The organism is Shewanella hafniensis (assembly GCF_019655335.1).
Lineage (GTDB): Bacteria > Pseudomonadota > Gammaproteobacteria > Enterobacterales > Shewanellaceae > Shewanella > Shewanella hafniensis.
This window is the reverse complement of record NZ_BPFD01000003.1, coordinates 141,760-158,174: the sequence shown is the minus strand read 5'-3', so window position 1 is coordinate 158,174 and position 16,415 is coordinate 141,760. Positions and strand designations below refer to the sequence as shown.

15 protein-coding genes are annotated in these 16,415 nt (G+C 46.1%); 5 read left to right on the top strand and 10 right to left on the bottom strand.

Annotation, left to right across the window (positions count from 1 at the left end; all coding sequences use genetic code 11):
* The first annotated feature begins 118 nt into the window (after positions 1–118).
* Positions 119–2,176: a PhoX family protein gene (locus K5Q99_RS02165; protein ID WP_220775895.1), complete on the top strand. Its 2,058-nt coding sequence runs from the start codon at positions 119–121 to the stop codon at positions 2,174–2,176.
* Positions 2,177–2,339: 163 nt separating this feature from the next.
* On the opposite strand, the gene K5Q99_RS02160 is transcribed toward K5Q99_RS02165, so the two are convergent.
* Positions 2,340–3,104 (bottom strand): tRNA-uridine aminocarboxypropyltransferase, encoded by a 765-nt coding sequence (locus tag K5Q99_RS02160; RefSeq protein WP_220775894.1) that lies wholly within the window; start codon positions 3,102–3,104, stop codon positions 2,340–2,342.
* Positions 3,105–3,391: 287 nt separating this feature from the next.
* Here K5Q99_RS02160 and ampC point away from each other — a divergent pair, with 287 nt between their 5' ends.
* Complete coding sequence (gene ampC / locus K5Q99_RS02155; RefSeq protein ID WP_106650564.1) at positions 3,392–4,576, top strand: class C beta-lactamase; 1,185 nt, start codon at positions 3,392–3,394, stop codon at positions 4,574–4,576.
* Between the two features lie 415 nt (positions 4,577–4,991).
* On the top strand, positions 4,992–6,224 hold the full coding sequence (emrD, locus tag K5Q99_RS02150) for a multidrug efflux MFS transporter EmrD (protein WP_220775893.1): 1,233 nt from the start codon (positions 4,992–4,994) through the stop codon (positions 6,222–6,224).
* Positions 6,225–6,334: 110 nt separating this feature from the next.
* On the opposite strand, the gene pssA is transcribed toward emrD, so the two are convergent.
* Both pssA and K5Q99_RS02140 read right to left on the bottom strand, forming a co-directional pair.
* Positions 6,335–7,648, bottom strand: coding sequence for a CDP-diacylglycerol--serine O-phosphatidyltransferase (pssA, locus tag K5Q99_RS02145; protein WP_220775892.1), 1,314 nt, complete (start codon positions 7,646–7,648; stop codon positions 6,335–6,337).
* Between the two features lie 11 nt (positions 7,649–7,659).
* Positions 7,660–7,992, bottom strand: coding sequence for a DUF1904 domain-containing protein (locus K5Q99_RS02140; protein WP_006081709.1), 333 nt, complete (start codon positions 7,990–7,992; stop codon positions 7,660–7,662).
* 475 nt (positions 7,993–8,467) lie between these two features.
* Between K5Q99_RS02140 and K5Q99_RS02135 the strand changes: the two genes are divergently transcribed.
* Both K5Q99_RS02135 and dacB read left to right on the top strand, forming a co-directional pair.
* A complete protein-coding gene (locus K5Q99_RS02135) occupies positions 8,468–8,644 on the top strand; it encodes a hypothetical protein (RefSeq protein ID WP_006086754.1) in 177 nt (58 codons plus the stop codon).
* A 66-nt stretch (positions 8,645–8,710) separates the two neighbouring features.
* Positions 8,711–10,219, top strand: coding sequence for a D-alanyl-D-alanine carboxypeptidase/D-alanyl-D-alanine endopeptidase (gene dacB / locus K5Q99_RS02130; protein ID WP_220775891.1), 1,509 nt, complete (start codon positions 8,711–8,713; stop codon positions 10,217–10,219).
* A gap of 105 nt (positions 10,220–10,324) precedes the next feature.
* Here dacB and K5Q99_RS02125 read toward each other — a convergent pair whose 3' ends face one another.
* The 7 genes from K5Q99_RS02125 to ihfB form a co-directional block, all read right to left on the bottom strand.
* Positions 10,325–12,082, bottom strand: a complete 1,758-nt coding sequence (locus K5Q99_RS02125) for an acyl-CoA dehydrogenase family protein (protein ID WP_220775890.1) — start codon at positions 12,080–12,082, stop codon at positions 10,325–10,327.
* 221 nt (positions 12,083–12,303) lie between these two features.
* The gene (locus tag K5Q99_RS02120; protein WP_220775889.1) at positions 12,304–12,846 is read right to left on the bottom strand and encodes a DUF2058 domain-containing protein; all 543 of its coding nucleotides are present in this window, start codon (positions 12,844–12,846) and stop codon (positions 12,304–12,306) included.
* Positions 12,847–12,916: 70 nt separating this feature from the next.
* Positions 12,917–13,738: an SDR family oxidoreductase gene (locus tag K5Q99_RS02115; protein WP_220775888.1), complete on the bottom strand. Its 822-nt coding sequence runs from the start codon at positions 13,736–13,738 to the stop codon at positions 12,917–12,919.
* A gap of 51 nt (positions 13,739–13,789) precedes the next feature.
* Positions 13,790–14,485 carry an orotidine-5'-phosphate decarboxylase gene (gene pyrF / locus K5Q99_RS02110; RefSeq protein ID WP_106650571.1) on the bottom strand — a complete coding sequence of 232 codons (696 nt, stop codon included), beginning with the start codon at positions 14,483–14,485 and terminating at the stop codon, positions 13,790–13,792.
* 45 nt (positions 14,486–14,530) lie between these two features.
* Positions 14,531–15,691: a lipopolysaccharide assembly protein LapB gene (gene lapB / locus K5Q99_RS02105; protein WP_220775887.1), complete on the bottom strand. Its 1,161-nt coding sequence runs from the start codon at positions 15,689–15,691 to the stop codon at positions 14,531–14,533.
* Between the two features lies 1 nt (position 15,692).
* Complete coding sequence (locus K5Q99_RS02100) at positions 15,693–15,968, bottom strand: LapA family protein (protein ID WP_106650573.1); 276 nt, start codon at positions 15,966–15,968, stop codon at positions 15,693–15,695.
* 122 nt (positions 15,969–16,090) lie between these two features.
* Positions 16,091–16,378 carry an integration host factor subunit beta gene (ihfB, locus tag K5Q99_RS02095; protein WP_006081718.1) on the bottom strand — a complete coding sequence of 96 codons (288 nt, stop codon included), beginning with the start codon at positions 16,376–16,378 and terminating at the stop codon, positions 16,091–16,093.
* Positions 16,379–16,415: the final 37 nt, after the last annotated feature.

Below are 16,415 nucleotides of genomic sequence, written 5' to 3'. Positions count from 1 at the left end.
ACATATCGATTGGATTACTCTTTAAATTATTCCTGTAATATAAAATCAGCTTTATTGTCATATTGGTACTTTAGCCTTAGACACGAAATTTAATTCATCGTACTAGCCGGAGTAAAATATGAGTAAGGCCACCTTTGATCCTACACTTTATAATAAAAGTAATAATGAACCCTTTAATCAAGTGTTGGATAAGCATTTATCTCGCCGTAATTTCGTAAAAAGTGGTCTAGGCCTCAGCGCTATGACTGCTTTTGCCAGTGTTGGCTTAACCGCTTGTGGTTCAGACAATGAAGCTATTCCTACACCTGTCGATCCAGTCATGCCAGTGCCACCGACTAAAAGTAGTGCCAAGCTTAACTTTACATCGGTTGCGGGTTCTCGCTTAGATGCGGTTGTCGTGCCAGAAGGTTACACAGCGCAGGTGTTAGCACCTTGGGGCACGCCATTAAATGCAAAAGCGGCGCCTTGGAAAAGTGATGGCAGTAACACCGCCGATGACCAAGCCAACTCAGTGGGTATGCACCACGATGGTATGCACTTCTTCCCATTAAACGATGCGGGTGATGACGGCCTACTCTGCATTAACCACGAATACATTGACGAAGATGCTTTGCATCCTACGGGCCAGACGTTTGACCCCACTTCTGGTCTTCGCACTATTATTGATGAAGTACGCAAAGAGATTAACGCTCATGGCGTATCGGTTGTACGTATAAAACTGGTGAATAATCAATGGGAAGTCGTCAGTAATGATGGTCATAACCGTCGATTCACTGGCGCGACTGTGATGGATATCAGCGGTCCTCTGGCCTACTCTTCGCTACTCGAAACCCGCTACTCTCCCGATGGCAGCCAAGCACGTGGCACCTTAAATAACTGCGGCAATGGCTACACGCCTTGGGGTACTTACCTGACCTGTGAAGAAAATTGGCCTGGTTATTTTGCTAACCGTGCTAGCTTAACCGCCGATCAGAGTCGCATCGGGATCAGTAAAACCAGCACTCGTTATGGTTGGGACGATCTTGCCGGTCATGATGAAGAACGCCTCGATGAATTTGCCCGTTTTGATGTCACGCCAAAGGGCGCAAGTGCGCAGGATGACTACCGTAATGAAGCAAACGGCCACGGTTATATTGTCGAAATTGACCCGTACAATGCCACATCTCGCGCGGTAAAACGTACCGCCCTTGGTCGTTTCCGCCATGAGGGTTGTACCTTTGGTAAATTAACCGAAGGCAAGCCAGTCGTGTTCTATTCTGGCCACGATTCGCAATTCGAATACCTCTATAAATTTGTTTCAAATGCGGTCTGGGATGCAAAGGATGCTGACAGCAACAACCGCCTGCAAACAGGCGATAAGTACATGAATGAAGGAACTTTATACGCGGCTAAATTTAATGAAAATGGTGTCGGTATTTGGTTACCTTTGACGTTAGATAGCCAAACCACAGACGGCAAAACCCTAGGCGATAGCTTCGCAACTTTGGCCGAGATTATTTTAAACACCGCGGGCGCAGCGGATTTAGTCGGCGCAACACCTATGGACCGACCTGAGTGGTGCGCGGTCGATCCGTTCACAGGCTCTGCTTATTTGACCCTGACCAACAACTCAAAACGTACCGAAGCGAATCCTGCCAACCCAAGATTGAAAAACTATTTCGGCCATATTATCCGTTGGAATGAAGGCGACAAAGCGACTGAATTTACATGGGATATTTTTGTTTTTGGCTCTCCCAGCGATGGCAATGCTGAGACCAACTTGTCAGGCTTAACCGATCTCAATCAATTTGCCAGCCCAGATGGTTTGGCCTTTGATAAACGCGGTATCTTGTGGGTTCAAACCGACAACGGCGCCAAGGAAGTTGCCGAAGAAACTAACGATCAAATGCTCGCAATAGTGCCTTCAACACTGGTAGATGGCCAAGAGAAACAAGTAGGCGTAACCGCCGATAATCAAATGGAATTAAAGCGTTTCTTTGTCGGCCCCAACGACTGTGAAGTGACAGGTTTTGCCATTAGCCCTGATTACACTTCGGTATTTGCTAACATTCAGCATCCCGGTAACTGGCCTTATTCGTCCAATGCCGCAGAACAAACGCCAACTGGAGTCACATTACGCCCTCGCGCCGCCACTGTGGTTATTCGCAAATTAGATGGTAAAGAAGTCGCTGTATAAGTCGTTTTCTGTGGATATAGCGGCATTGGTCGAAGCGTAAATAAAACGTTATTGCCAAAGAATATATACGCTTATATAAACTCCCCTTACCTGAGGGGAGTTTTTTTATTTAAGATAATAGCTGACTTAAATACTTTAAATACACATTCATTTCGAAGATGAATTAACGCTTGCCGTTATTGGCCTGTTCAAAAGCTAGTTCAAAGGCATCGGTAAAATCTGTGATTGGCAGAAGATCTTCGCGGCAACGACGATTACGACCCAGTAATGATGATTCGACAAACAAATCAAACCATGTACTTAAGGCTTTGCCATTAGCCGCTTCGCCAATCGCCCCTAAAGCTAATGATGCCACCTCGGCGGTGCCAAGTTGAAAGTCATGGCTGCCTTTACGCAATGCATAGGTTGCCAGCGTGTCGGGGTCAAAGGAAAGCAGTGGCAAAGAATGCAAGTATGGACTCTTACGGAACATTTTAATCGCTTCACGCCAACTGCCATCGAGCATGATTAACAACGGCCGTTTGCCTTCGGCTAACATCGACATAGGTACCTGATTTAGTACCGTTTGTCCTTGCTCCGCATATTGGGCAGGAAACACTAAATAGGGTTGATATTGCGGCGAATTGAGTAAGGTAAGTAATGCCGCTTCAGGTTCAGTGCGCGACCAAATATAGGCGTGTGTATCTGGGATAAGATCCGCAATCAAGCGCCCACTGTTAGTTGGTTTTAGCACTTCATCGTTGTACATGATCAGCAGAAAACTCGCTTGAGACTGTAACTGACGGCGCAGCGCGCAGGTACAGAACTGCTCACCTAAAAGACATAATGGACAGCGGATCAGTTTTTTACCACGAGCACCAAAGGGCTTAGTCGATAGAGACTTACGGTACTGATATAAATGGTGCACTGCATGTGGGGCTAAAGCCATAAAACCGATTCTCTTTCAAACTTATTAGGGATTGCAGCTAAGTTATTCAGCACTTTCCTCTCGCGGTGGCGCAGTTTATCCCTTGGCCGTAAAGGGCGCAACAGCTGTAATGCCAAACTCAATGTCACCACATCGCTTTTAACACAGGGTTAGCGAAGTTAACGCTTTAGTTACCTTCAGAGGGAAAATAATGCTAAATATCAGTAAGGGCTTAACTTTCTGAGGAATTGCCGTAATATCGAGTTCAATCTCGACTCTATAAATGCAATTTCGATGAAAGGCCCATTATGCAACGACATCCCCTGCTCGCTTCCATGCCGTTATTAAGCGGCGTACTGCTCACTGCAACGCTATTTTCCAATATCGCAGCAGCACAAACAGTTCATACCACAGACATCCAGTCAATTGTAGATGCCGCAGTTAAACCTCTGATGGCCGAATACGGCATTCCCGGCGCTGTGATTGGTATTACCCTTGATGGTAAACAGTATTTTTACCAATATGGCGTCAGTTCTAAAACCACAGGGCAAAGTGTGACTGAACATACTCTGTTCGAGATTGGCTCTATCAGTAAAACCTTTACCGCGACACTGGCGAACTACGCACAAATCGAAGGCAAGTTATCACTCACGGATATGACCAGTGATTATGTTCCTGCATTAAAAGGCAGCCATTTTGACGAGATTAGTCTCATTAATTTAGCGACTCACACTGCGGGAGATCTGCCGATGCAAGTGCCCGACAAGGTCACGAATAACGCGGAATTAATGGATTATCTTAAGCATTGGCAACCGTCATTTGCCGCAGGGACGCACAGGAATTACGCCAATCCTAGCATTGGCCTGCTCGGCATGATTGCCGCACAGAGTTTAGATCAAACGTTTCAACAAGCTCTTGAGCAAACGCTATTTCCACAATTAGGTATGACCAGCAGCTATATCCAGGTTCCGAGCAGCAAAATGGCTGATTATGCCCAAGGCTACAATAAGCAAGACATGCCAGTGCGGGTCAATCCCGGCGTATTAGCCGATGAAGCCTATGGCGTAAAAACCACAGCCACGGATCTGCTGCATTTTGTGGAGGCCAATATGCAAATGCACGAGCTTGCTAAGCCACTGCAAACGGCACTCGATGAGACCCACACGGGATACTTTGATGTGGGCATGATGACTCAGGATATGATTTGGGAGCATTACTCTTATCCTATTGATCTTGATAAAATACTTATGGGGCATACTCAGGAAGTGGTGTTTGGCAGCACACCCGTTAAACCCATAGTGCCGCCCCTCGCGCCGCAGCAAAATGTGTGGATCAATAAAACCGGCTCAACCGGTGGTTTTGCCGCTTATGCAGCATTTATTCCCGCACAAAAGCTTGGCATAGTATTGTTAAGCAATAAAAATTATCCTGTACCGCCTCGGGTGACTGTGGGGTATCAGATTTTAACTGGCATAGAGAAATTACAAAAATAGCATCTTGCTGGTAGCGACTATCTAGCATTAAGGGAAATAAGGGGATAGCCCGATTCGCTATCTCCTTTTTATTTGTTTCTTACCAATATATTTTTAGCGTGACTTCCTTACATTAGGCACCTTATCCACTTGCTTACCTCCAATCTCTTAATAGCCACTATTTTTAAGCAAACTCCCATGTAAGAAAATAGGCAGTGCGGGGTTAATCTGAGTATTAATTCATTTGCAATTACTCGACCTAGTTAACAGATGAATAACCCTACGTAAGTTTAGCTTTACAGCTAAAAATGAAGAGAAAAACTTATGCATCGCATTAAAATTTATTTCGTTAAATCAATATGATTGATACTTGAAGTTACGCTTTTAGGGAGTAAGATGCGCGCAAATACCTTAAGTGACCTTTTTCGGAACTATCATGTCAGGCACGCCACACTCTCCTATTCATCACGATATCGCTCCAGCGGCGAGTCAGTCTAGTTTACTGTTAATGATTGTCTTTATGGTCGCCTGCGGCCAAATGGCGCAGACGATTTTTGTGCCTGCCCTTCCGCAAATTGTGCTCGGGCTCCATGTGGACGCCAGCCAACTACAAGCAGTGATGGCTTGTTACTTACTCTCCTACGGAATTTTTCAATTTGTGTATGGCCCAGTGTCAGACCGCGTTGGCCGTAAAATGCCACTCGTCGTGGGTATCGCAATTTTTATTATAGGTGCAGTATTTGCGGCTAACGCCACAAGCTTTAACCAATTGATTATGGCGAGCCTTATTCAAGGACTAGGCACAGCCAGCGCGGGCGCATTGTGCCGAAGTATTCCCCGCGATCATTACTTTGGCGACCGACTGGTAAAATTTAATAGCTATGTATCAATGGCCGTAGTGTTTTTACCTTTACTGGCACCATTTATCGGTAGCGCCAGTGCAGCTTATTTTGGCTGGCAAGCTGTGTACTGGGTGTTAGCGGGATTCGGTGCCATGGTCTGGCTATTATTGATATTCGCCTTTAAAGAGTCATTACCTAAGGCGCAGCGAGAACATCAAGCCGTTATCGCATCCTATCGGCATGTCCTGCGCCATAGAGCATTTCGCGCTTACTTGTTTTCTTTGATCGCGACCTTTGCGGGTATTGCGGCATTTGAAGCGATTGCAGGCGTACTCTATGGTCAATATCTTGCACTAACGCCCTTCATGGTCAGTTGCTATTTTGTGGCACCTATCCCTGGCTATTTATTGGGCGCACTTATTGCTGGTCGACAAAATAAGCCGCAAAGAGTTATCTATCAAAGTGTTGCGTTACTCGGTGCTGGCGCATTATTTATGTTGATCCCCGGTCTTTTTAATTTAGTGGTTGACTGGAGCTTACTTATTGGATCAATTTTATTCTTCAGTGGCGCCGGCATGCTGTTCCCTACCCTGACTTCGGCGGCTTTGGAGCCATTTCCACGTCAAGCAGGTATAGCGGGGGCATTACTGGGAGGATTACAAAATTTTGGTGCCGGACTTGCCGCATTGACTATGTCTTTAGTGCCTATGGGCGGCCAGTTGAGCATAGGTTTATTAAGCGCTGTCATGGTGGTGTTAGTGATTTTGTCTTTGTATTACGCCAGAGATCAAAATGATACTCACCACAATTTGATGCCACAGCTTTAATCGAATGCTATTGTCGTAATTAGAAAAAAGCCCACGACTAGGTGGGCTTTGTAATTGCAAACTGTACTTAAATCGAAATAATGGCAAGTTCGTTGCGTTACAAACCAGCGTTACAGAATACGGCGCAGTAAGAAATCGGCTTTAAGGCGACGAATTCGGGTCATGATCTTCTTCACTGGCGCAGGATAACTCTGTAAGGTGTCTACTTGGCTGTAGTGATATAACCGCTGTGTGTGCTCAAGAATATGCGCCTGCTCTGCTTCAAACTGAGCTTTCCAGCAACCAATTTCATCTTGGATCAACAAACCATTCTCAAGATCCAGCGCCCAAGCTCTTGGATTCAAATTCGAACCTGTAATCAAATGCTTATTGCCGTCAGCACTGATGCCCTTGAGGTGATAACTGTTGATGCCGTGTTTCCACAGATGGATATTCAACTGACCATTATCAATCGCCCACTGTTGGCGTTTAGCGAACTTACGCAATGATTGCTCATACATATAGGGCAAGGCACCTATGGTTGAGAAATCCTGCTCTGGCGGAATATAAAAATCGTTAGCCGTCTTGTCGCCCACCACGATATCAATGCGTTTGCCATTGCGTAAATGCTTAGCTAAAGCACGCACTAAAATATACGGCGGATTAAAATAGGGCGTGCAGATAAACAGCGAGTCCTTTGACTCTTCCACCAAGGCGACAACCACTTTATTGAGCAAGTTTTTCTTGCGTCCTAGCCCAAGTAACGGCGTGATACGATTGCCATCACGGGTTTCCTTAAACTGATACTCAGCGTCAGATAGTCTCAGCTTAAAGCTACGCATATCCGTCTTTGGTGGTAGCACTTCTTGCTCAGCATCTTGCGTTAATGAACACACAGCTGGATCAGAAATGATATTTTTCTGGATCATCGCGCGCATACTGCGGGCTAACTCGGCCGACTCAATCAAGTGATAACGGTCGAAACGGTACTTATCATTTTGTTGTAAATAGATATTATTGAGACTGGCACCGCTATAGATCACCGCATCATCGATAATAAAGCCCTTAAGATGCAGTACGCCCATAAATTCACGGGACTTAACGGGGACACCTAAGATATCGATGGGATGTTCGGCTTCAGCCATCACTTTGCGGTACATTAAATAGTTACCGCTATCGCCTTTATGGCCAATCAAACCGCGTCTTGCGCGGTGAAAGTCCACTAAAACTTTGACATCAAGCGCTGGATTTGCCGCTTTGGCATCCATCAGGGCTTGTAATACTTCACGGCCAGCTTCGTCATCTTCTAAATACAGCGCCGCAATATAAATACTGTGCTTGGCGCTCGCGATACGAGCGAGTAATTCTGCCTTGAAACGGCATGGCGTGAGCAACCACGTTAAAGCCTCGGGTTGAACGGCTATTCCACCAAGCTTATCTAGCAAGGCATCCTCCTTTAATCATGCTGACCACCCCGATAGGAAGCACTGGGGTTCAGTGATAAAAACATCACAGCAATATGTGTTAACTCTGGATAGGCCTCTGTCACTGCCTGCCTGATCGTTTGTTCTACTTTAAGATGGATATCAGGGTCCTTAGGGAACCAGAGTAACTCAACTTGGACGAAGCGTTGATCAATTTTTCCATTTCGAAAACTGATGCTTGGGATCCAATCTAACGTGAAACTCTCTGCATTACCTTTACATATATCCGCCAATGACTGCAGTAATGTTTGGCTGAACGCTGCAACGACCGCTTGTGGTAAGCCGCGCATACTAATATGTGGCATGGTTTAGTTGTTACCTAAGAACCTAAAATCGTAAGGGGTAGAAATTACCGACTTCACCTCGTCTCGGCAAGACTTTTCTCCCAAAAGCTCTGTTAAAGCTCGCGGTTTTGCTGGTAATTTGACCTTACGCGATGTTATCCCGCTGTAGCGCCACTATTTAGCTAGAAATCATGTCTTTTGGGCAAGGATTACAACCACATTTAAGGGCTGATTTTTTGGTACAACTATCATGTTAAGGGCAATGCAAAAGTGTGAATATTATCGCTTCTATATTAACCTGACAGTCCCTGAATTAAATGATGTTTAACGCAAGCTGCCTATACAAACCGTCGCTGGCTTTACTGAATATCTGCAAAAATGTCGGTCAAATCACAAAATAATCTTCAAACCTATTTCGTTTACCCCGAACCCAATGATTTAGCGTAAACTAAAACGCCTATTTGCGATTGAATCAACACGATAAAAGACCAAAACCATGAACAAAAAAATTCTGCTGACGTTAGCGCTGACACTGCTGTTTGCTTGGGGTATTTTCCATTTTAAAGCCCAATTGGGATTACTGATCCTGCCACTGTTTATCGGACTGGTATTGTTTGTTACCCTACGTTTATATCGCTTGATGGAAAAGGATGACGGCAGCAGTGAAGATTAGCCCTGCATTGTTTCACTTTAACCTGAAGGCCCATGATGTTCTTAATAAAAATGGCCAATCGCTAACATGGAAACGTTACTGAAAACCACTCTGTATGCCAGCCTTCTCCTAGCGGCGAGCCACAATCTCGCCCGCGCTGAACACATCGACGCTGGAGCGATAGAGACCCAAACCATTTCGCTCAGCCAAGCGGTCAGCAAAATCAGCCCTCGGCACTCGCAAATTGCGCTACTGGCGATGGACATGTCGAGCAATCAAGTGATCTTTAGTCAACAGGCTGAGACGCTGTTTATTCCTGCCAGCACGCAAAAGCTACTTACAGCTGTGAGTGCCATGGCTCAGCTGGGGCCTGATTTTCGTTATATCACTGAATTATGGACGGATGCACCAATACACAAGGGCCATATCGCTGGCAGTGCATACCTGCGTTTTAGTGGCGATCCGACGCTGACCCAAGCCGATCTCAAGGCCATTTTTGTCAGTCTCGTGAAACAAGGCATTAATCGTATTGACGGACATCTGTATTTAGTCGGTGATAAACAAGAGCAAATGCAAGCTCCTGGTTGGGTTTGGGATGATTTGGGCATCTGTTTTGCCGCGCCTGTGTCGAGTTATATTATCAATCAGAACTGCGTCTACGGTCAGTTCAATCCCAGCACGGTCAATACACCTTCGCGGGTAAATCTGCGCACGGGAAGTTATGGGGTAGAAGTTAGCACCGATGCGGTATTTGATCCCAAGGCGAGTCGTGAATTTTGCCAACTCGATTTAGTGCGACTAGGCCAAAACAACTATCATCTGCGCGGTTGTTATCCGGGTAGCGAAGCAATTGGACTGGCGATTGCGGTCAGCGATCCGTTCAAATTTGCCCAAGATAACCTCACCTCGCTGCTCAAAGGCGAGATGTCACTGGCGGGTAAAGTTAAGCTTGGCACTAGCTTGCCTAAAAAGGCGAAACTGATTGCCAGCCATAGTTCGGCACCACTGCCTGAACTGCTCGATACTATGTTGCTCGAGTCAGATAATTTGATTGCTGATAGCCTGTTTAAACAGCTTGGCAAAAGTTATTTCAATGCCCAAGGTAGCTTTACTAATGGCGCGGCAGCCATGCAGCGGATTTTAACGGAGTTAGGCGTCGATCTGAGTAACGCTAACATTGTCGATGGTTCTGGCCTGTCACGCTATAACTTGCTCAATGCACAGCAGTTAGCGGCGGTATTGGCACTCATCCATAAGGACAGTCGCTTTAGCTCGTTAATGACCAGTCTGCCGCAAGCAGGAATAAGCGGCACCTTAAGGTATCGCATGGGCTATAACAAGCCGCCGCTTAAACAGCAAATTTTTGCTAAAACAGGCTCGATGCAAGGCGTGTCTAACTTAGCGGGGTTTATCCGTTTGCCTGAGCACAGTGACACCCTGTTTGTGGTGCTTGAGAATGGCATGAGTCCCGAGCTTAAACATCAGCATAAACCATCGTTTAATGCCGAGTTTCTCAAGCAATTGATTTCAGTGCTGCAAGCGTCATCCCCTTCCACAGCAGTGCTTAGTACCGCAGCTCACTCGGTCCAAGATTAAATACTGCAGAGTCAAAACCGCATGATAAAACAAAAAAGCACTGAGTCATCAGTGCTTTTCTCGTTTTTATTTCGCTTTGATTAAAACGGATCTAACGACGCCTAATTAAAACAACTCTGCAGGCATCGCCATAGTCGTCGCATCACCGGCTCTAACTTGAGCGATATGGTAATCCGCTTTAGGCAGTAACTTATCAAAATAGAACTTAGCTAAATAGGCTTTCTGCTCGGCGAACGCTTTATCTTCATGATCAGCAACTTTATCGACCATAGCCAACCAGTAGAAACCATAAAGGGTATAACCAAAAGCATCTAAAAAGTCGACCGCGCAAGCATTAATAAGCGCTGGCTGAGACACTTTGTGCTCATTAATCGACTCAGCGCCTATGACTAATGCATCTAAACGTACGCATACTGCGGCCACTTTCACCGCATCCACGTGAGTAAATGCGCGCATTTGTGCTTTCAAGTCAGCGACAAATTCATTTAATGCGGCAAGATTATCGCCCGTGACTTTACGGCCGAGGAAATCGATGGCTTGAATGCCATTGGTGCCTTCATAAATCTGTGCGATACGGGTATCACGAACTAATTGCTCAATACCCGTTTCACGAATATAACCATGTCCACCAAAGACTTGCTGCGCCATGATCGTCGCATCAAGACCGCGATCGGTTAAAAAGGCTTTAGCGACTGGCGTTAATAAACCCACATAACGCGCGGCTTTGGCTTTAACTTCATCTTGGGCATATTTTGCTAGATCCAGCTGTTGTCCTGTAAACACAGACAAAGCACGGCCCGCTTCTGTCATCGCTCGAATGGTCAACAACATACGGCGCACATCGCCGTGGACAATAATAGGATCCGATTCACTGCCCGTCGGCGAGCCGCCAGCGGCAACGCCTTGATTACGCTCTTTAGCATAATCGGCGGCCATCTGATATGCCGCCTGCGCACTACCAAGTCCTTGAATACCAATCGCTAAGCGCTCGTAGTTCATCATAGTAAACATACATACTAGGCCACGATTGGGCTCGCCAATCAAGAAACCTTGAGCATTATCAAAGTTCATCACACAAGTTGCTGAACCTTTAAGGCCCATCTTATGCTCGATAGACCCCACTGATACTCCATTGGCATTGGCTAAGCTGCCATCGGCATTCACCGATATTTTAGGCACAAGGAAAAGTGAAATCCCTTTGCTATCCGGTAACTTAGCAAGCACTAAGTGGATGACGTTTTCAGTTAAATCATGATCGCCACCCGTGATAAAAATCTTGCTGCCCGTGATGGCATAACTGCCATCATCCTGCGGTAAAGCACGGGTGCGAATATTACGTAGATCAGAACCCGCTTGCGGCTCTGTCATATCCATAGCACCCGCCCATTCGCCGGAATATAACTTAGGCAAATAAGCTTGTTTCAATTCTTCGCTGCCGTGGGCATTGATACATAAAGCCGCCCCCGCAGTTAACGAGCCATAAAGCGTAAACGCATTACAGGCACTGTAAGCCATTTCGTCGACTAAGATCCCCAGCATCTTTGGCATGCCCATGCCACCAAATTCCGGATCGCCACACAAACCAATCCAACCGCCCTGCGAATACTGTTCATAAACGGCTTTGTAGCCATCAGGGGTAATCACTTGATTATCTTGATGTAACACGCCCTGCTCATCACCCGTCCGGTTCAGCGGATGGATCAACTCACTGCTGATCTTGGCTGCTTCTTCAAGAATGGCATTGGCCGTGTCAATATCGACCATTTCAGCAATCTCAGGCAATTGTGCCCAAGTGTTAGAGGCATCAAATACCTGTTCCAGTAGGAAACGCATATCCGTTAACGGGGCTTGATAAGGGTTCATTGGTAGACTCTTAAACGTAGGATTAAAACAGTTGTTTTAATTTATACCAGTTCACTGTAGAAAACAATCTCATTACAAATACAGCCGCGAATAATATGAAAGTAAGTGAGCCAAGTATAAATCCAACCCATAAAAAAACCCTTAAGCTTGAACTTAAGGGTCTCTATTTTATAAGCTTTACCACAGGATTGTCGCAGCGTTAGCTCACAGGCTTGTGGCAATTACCACATTAAATCATCAGGAATTGCGTAATCTGCATAGGGATCATCTTCAACGACCACAGCTTTAGATTCATCCTGTTGCCACAAATAACCACACCACTGCGGCACCAGCAGTTTCACTCGCTCGGCTAACTTATGTGGTACTAAGTAACTCTTATCTTCGTAACGCACTATGCCTAACTGCCCTTTAAGCAATTCTGCCTGCAGTTTTTCATCTATGTATAAAGAATAGATTTTATTATCAAGAGTATAGTTAAATTTCACTTCAGCATAAGCTGGGATCTTAATCGCAGACTTAGTGAACTCAGTGATTAAACCGCGCACCTGTCCACGCTCTGATGCCTCTGCAAAACGTTGCTCATTTAGCGCTTTATCTTTTTCCGCCTGCAGCCGTTTTTGCTCGGCCACTTCTTGCTTAAAAGCACTTGAGCCATCATCAACTCGTGATTTTTTGTCACGGCGTTTTTGGGTCTTAACGTCGCGAACCTTTTGTTTACTGGCAAGCCCTGCTTTGAGTAGCTGCTCTTGTAATGCATTAGCCATGGATCATTACCTACTTAATTTCTATAAAATCAAAGTTCTCGATTTTGAATATCAAACATCTAAAACCAAACTACATTTTCGCGGCCAGTTCGCCAAGCTCTGTCATCGCAATACTGGCGCCGCCAAGTGACCAACCGCCATCAACCGGCAGCACAACTCCCGTAATATAGGACGCCAATTCAGAGCCTAAAAATAACGCAGCATTAGCAATATCCTGGCCTGCGCCGTTGCGTTTTAGCGGAACGGATTGGGCAACCTTTTGCTGTAATGCGGCGCTGGGTGCAAGGCGATTAAAGCCTTCAGTGTTTGCTATAGGGCCTGGCATAATCGAATTAACTCTCAGCCCCTCACATCCCCACTCTAACGCTAAGGTTCGCGTCAGCATATCCACGCCCGCTTTTGCCGCGCACACATGCACTTGCATTAGCATAGCGATCGAAGCCTGCGTCGCAGAAATCTGGATAATATTGCCATTGGGGCGACGCAGCAAAGGATACGCCTGTTTTAACACTTGAAAACTGCCGAGCAAATCAATGTCCATCACCGACTTAAAACCATTAGCCGAAAGTTTTGCGGCGCTGGCGGGGAAATTACCTGCCGCGCCGCTAACTAGTACATCGATAAAACCAAACTCAGCAGCGATTTTATCAAAACCGATTTCAAGGGCGCTAAGATCGCGCACATCAAAACTCACACCCAAATGAATACCGTCAGGATTGGCCTGTTGCAACTGCAATACCGCGGCATCGATTTTATCTTGACTGCGGCTCGCGACTGCGACATTGGCGCCAGCCTGCGCGAACGCAATTGCAATAGCGAGATTTATCCCACTGGTGCCACCGACAACGACAACATTCTTACCTTGATAGTTAAACATCGTAGCATTAAACATGGGCGTGCTCCGTGAACAGTGAGATATGCACTCAGGGTGTGATTAATTATTTTATGCCAATGATTGGTGAATCGCTTGCAATGCCGCTAACGGATCGACGGCTTTGGTGATGGGACGGCCAATCACTAGGTAATCTGAACCCGCTGCTATCGCTTGAGGTGGCGTCATCACCCGGTGTTGATCGCCAGCATCGCTACCAACTGGGCGGATCCCCGGCGTCACGAGCTTGAAATCCTGACCTAACAGCGATTTTAACGCTGTTGCTTCTTGGGCTGAACACACCACGCCATCAAGTCCCGCTTGCTGGGTCAGCTTAGCTAAACGCTGAACATGTTCAAATGCAGGCACATTGATGCCGAGTAATTTAAGATCGTCATCACTCATCGAGGTTAATACCGTCACAGCGATCAGCATAGGCGCATTGTCGCCGTATGGCAGCAAGGCCTTTTTAGCCGCTTCCATCATGGCTAAACCACCACTGGCATGCACGTTTGTCATCCAAACGCCAAGCTCTGCGGCTGCGGCCACAGCTTTAGCGACCGTGTTGGGAATATCGTGAAATTTTAAATCGAGGAATAAATCAAAACCACGATCATGGATATCTTTCACCAATTGCGGGCCAAACAGGGTAAACATTTCTTTGCCGACTTTAAGGCGGCATATGTTGGGATCGAGTTTGTCTATCAGTTGTAAAGCGTGGTTTTTATTATCGTAATCAAGCGCTACGAGGATAGGTTTAGTCGTCATCATCTCTCCAACGGGGTTACACAAACAGTGTTTTCTTCTAATAAATTATTCGCCGTCTAAGCCTCTGATCCGCTTGATACTGCCCCAATTTTTGCAAGAAGGACAATGCCAGTAAAGCGCATGGGAAGGAAAACCACACTCCTTACAACGGTAGCTCGGTCGGAATTTAATTTGTTGCTCAACGAGCTGCTCTAGCATAGTTAAACTCTGCTTGGCTTGCCCTTCTTCTGCTTGACGCAAATGCATTTGCATCAAGTGCTGAAAACCTTTCATCGTCGGATGGCGGTATAGGGCGTCGAGCACCATGGTCTCTGCCGCTTTAATCTCATCCAGACTTATCATGTGCTGCGCTAAGGCAACCACCACAGAAGCACCCGCGCCATCGGCCATGGCCCCTGCGAGTAACTCTTGGAAGCCTTCTTTATCTTGCGTGTCGCGATACACTTGTTTAGCAGTGGGGATTGCATCGGCAAAAAGCTCAATATCGGCTTTTTTCAGCTGCAGCAGCATTTGCTTGCACTGAGTATAATCTTGAATATCGAGGAATTTTTTCGCCAGGGTCAATAAAGCCCGACCGCATTGCGGGTCTTGTTTCAATGCTTGTTGCAGCAGTTTAATCTTCAGCGCGTCATCACTGGCTTCATCGGCTAATTGGCAATAGAAATGCGCCGTTAACGGCTTTAATACTTGCTGGCGTTTACGACTCAAACGCTTAGTGATATCAATGGCTTTTTGCCAATCTTTAATCACTTGATAGATAGCAATCAGCTGTGTTTCAGATTCTTCACTGTGATCGTCTTGGCTGACCAAATTGATAAAGATTTCTTCAGCCCTGTCATAAAAACCTGCTGCTAGATAATCTTTACCCAATTCCATCATAGCAATGTCACGCTGCTCATTGGTCAATGTTGGCCGCGCAATTAAATTTTGATGAATACGAATAGAGCGGTCGACCTCGCCCCGCTTACGGAACAGCGAACCGAGTGACAGATGGGTATCTATGGTTTCATCGTCAACATCTAGCATACTGATAAACAAATCAACGGCTTTATCCGATTCGTTCGACAGTAAGAAATTGAGGCCGGTAAAGTAGTCTCGGCTCAATTGTTTACGTTGATTGCTTTGATTCTGCCTTATGCTCCGTCGCCCCATATACCAACCGTAGGCGGCTGCAATGGGAAGCAACAGAAAGAGTATCTCAAGCATATTAGGCGTCTACATCCTGAGGGGCTTTAGCCATCACTTGGTTTAGTTTCTTTTGCGTTGTCGCTAAGCTCAATTTCAAGCGGACGATATAGTAGCTTGCAACTAACCAGCTCAAGATGAAACCAGCAAAAAACACGACCGCTAACACAACAGGTAAACGATATTCACCCTGTGCGACAAAATAGCTGATGGTCACCACTTGTTCGTTACGCGCGCCAAAGATCAACGCCAGAATAAATAACAGTGCCACAAGCACAGTTGCTACAAATGATTTCACGCTGCACTCCCTAAACGCGTTTCAATTTAATGATTATCCAAGAAATTCACTGAGCTGACCAGCATTGCCTTGCAATAGATACAAAAAAGCCTCCTAACGGAGGCTTTTTACTATGCGGTCAATCACACATTAACGGCGTCAACGCGCTCGCGCAGTTCTTTGCCTGGCTTAAAGTGCGGGACGTATTTACCTTCCAAATCGACTGATGAACCAGTCTTTGGATTACGGCCAGTCCGCGGTGCACGATAGTGAAGCGAGAAACTACCAAAGCCACGGATCTCAATACGATCACCGCTTTCTAATGTTGTTGCCATTTGCTCCAACATTTCTTTGATTGCGCCTTCAACCTCTTTCGCCGACAGCTGCGACTGCCTGGTGGCGAGTTTTTCGATAAGTTCAGATTTCGTCATCCTAGCTATCCCCTATTATCAAGCCAAACACAGTCGC

Bases quoted from the DNA above. Each gene is read 5' to 3' on its own strand.
- K5Q99_RS02135 (WP_006086754.1), top strand. From the start codon at position 8,468: ATGAACAAAAAAATTCTGCTGACGTTAGCGCTGACACTGCTGTTTGCT.
- K5Q99_RS02140 (WP_006081709.1), bottom strand. From the start codon at position 7,992: ATGCCACATATTAGTATGCGCGGCTTACCACAAGCGGTCGTTGCAGCG.
- K5Q99_RS02125 (WP_220775890.1), bottom strand. From the start codon at position 12,082: ATGAACCCTTATCAAGCCCCGTTAACGGATATGCGTTTCCTACTGGAA.
- dacB (WP_220775891.1), top strand. From the start codon at position 8,711: ATGGAAACGTTACTGAAAACCACTCTGTATGCCAGCCTTCTCCTAGCG.
- emrD (WP_220775893.1), top strand. From the start codon at position 4,992: ATGTCAGGCACGCCACACTCTCCTATTCATCACGATATCGCTCCAGCG.
- K5Q99_RS02160 (WP_220775894.1), bottom strand. From the start codon at position 3,104: ATGGCTTTAGCCCCACATGCAGTGCACCATTTATATCAGTACCGTAAG.
- ihfB (WP_006081718.1), bottom strand. From the start codon at position 16,378: ATGACGAAATCTGAACTTATCGAAAAACTCGCCACCAGGCAGTCGCAG.
- lapB (WP_220775887.1), bottom strand. From the start codon at position 15,691: ATGCTTGAGATACTCTTTCTGTTGCTTCCCATTGCAGCCGCCTACGGT.
- K5Q99_RS02165 (WP_220775895.1), top strand. From the start codon at position 119: ATGAGTAAGGCCACCTTTGATCCTACACTTTATAATAAAAGTAATAAT.
- ampC (WP_106650564.1), top strand. From the start codon at position 3,392: ATGCAACGACATCCCCTGCTCGCTTCCATGCCGTTATTAAGCGGCGTA.
- K5Q99_RS02120 (WP_220775889.1), bottom strand. From the start codon at position 12,846: ATGGCTAATGCATTACAAGAGCAGCTACTCAAAGCAGGGCTTGCCAGT.
- pyrF (WP_106650571.1), bottom strand. From the start codon at position 14,485: ATGACGACTAAACCTATCCTCGTAGCGCTTGATTACGATAATAAAAAC.
- K5Q99_RS02115 (WP_220775888.1), bottom strand. From the start codon at position 13,738: ATGTTTAATGCTACGATGTTTAACTATCAAGGTAAGAATGTTGTCGTT.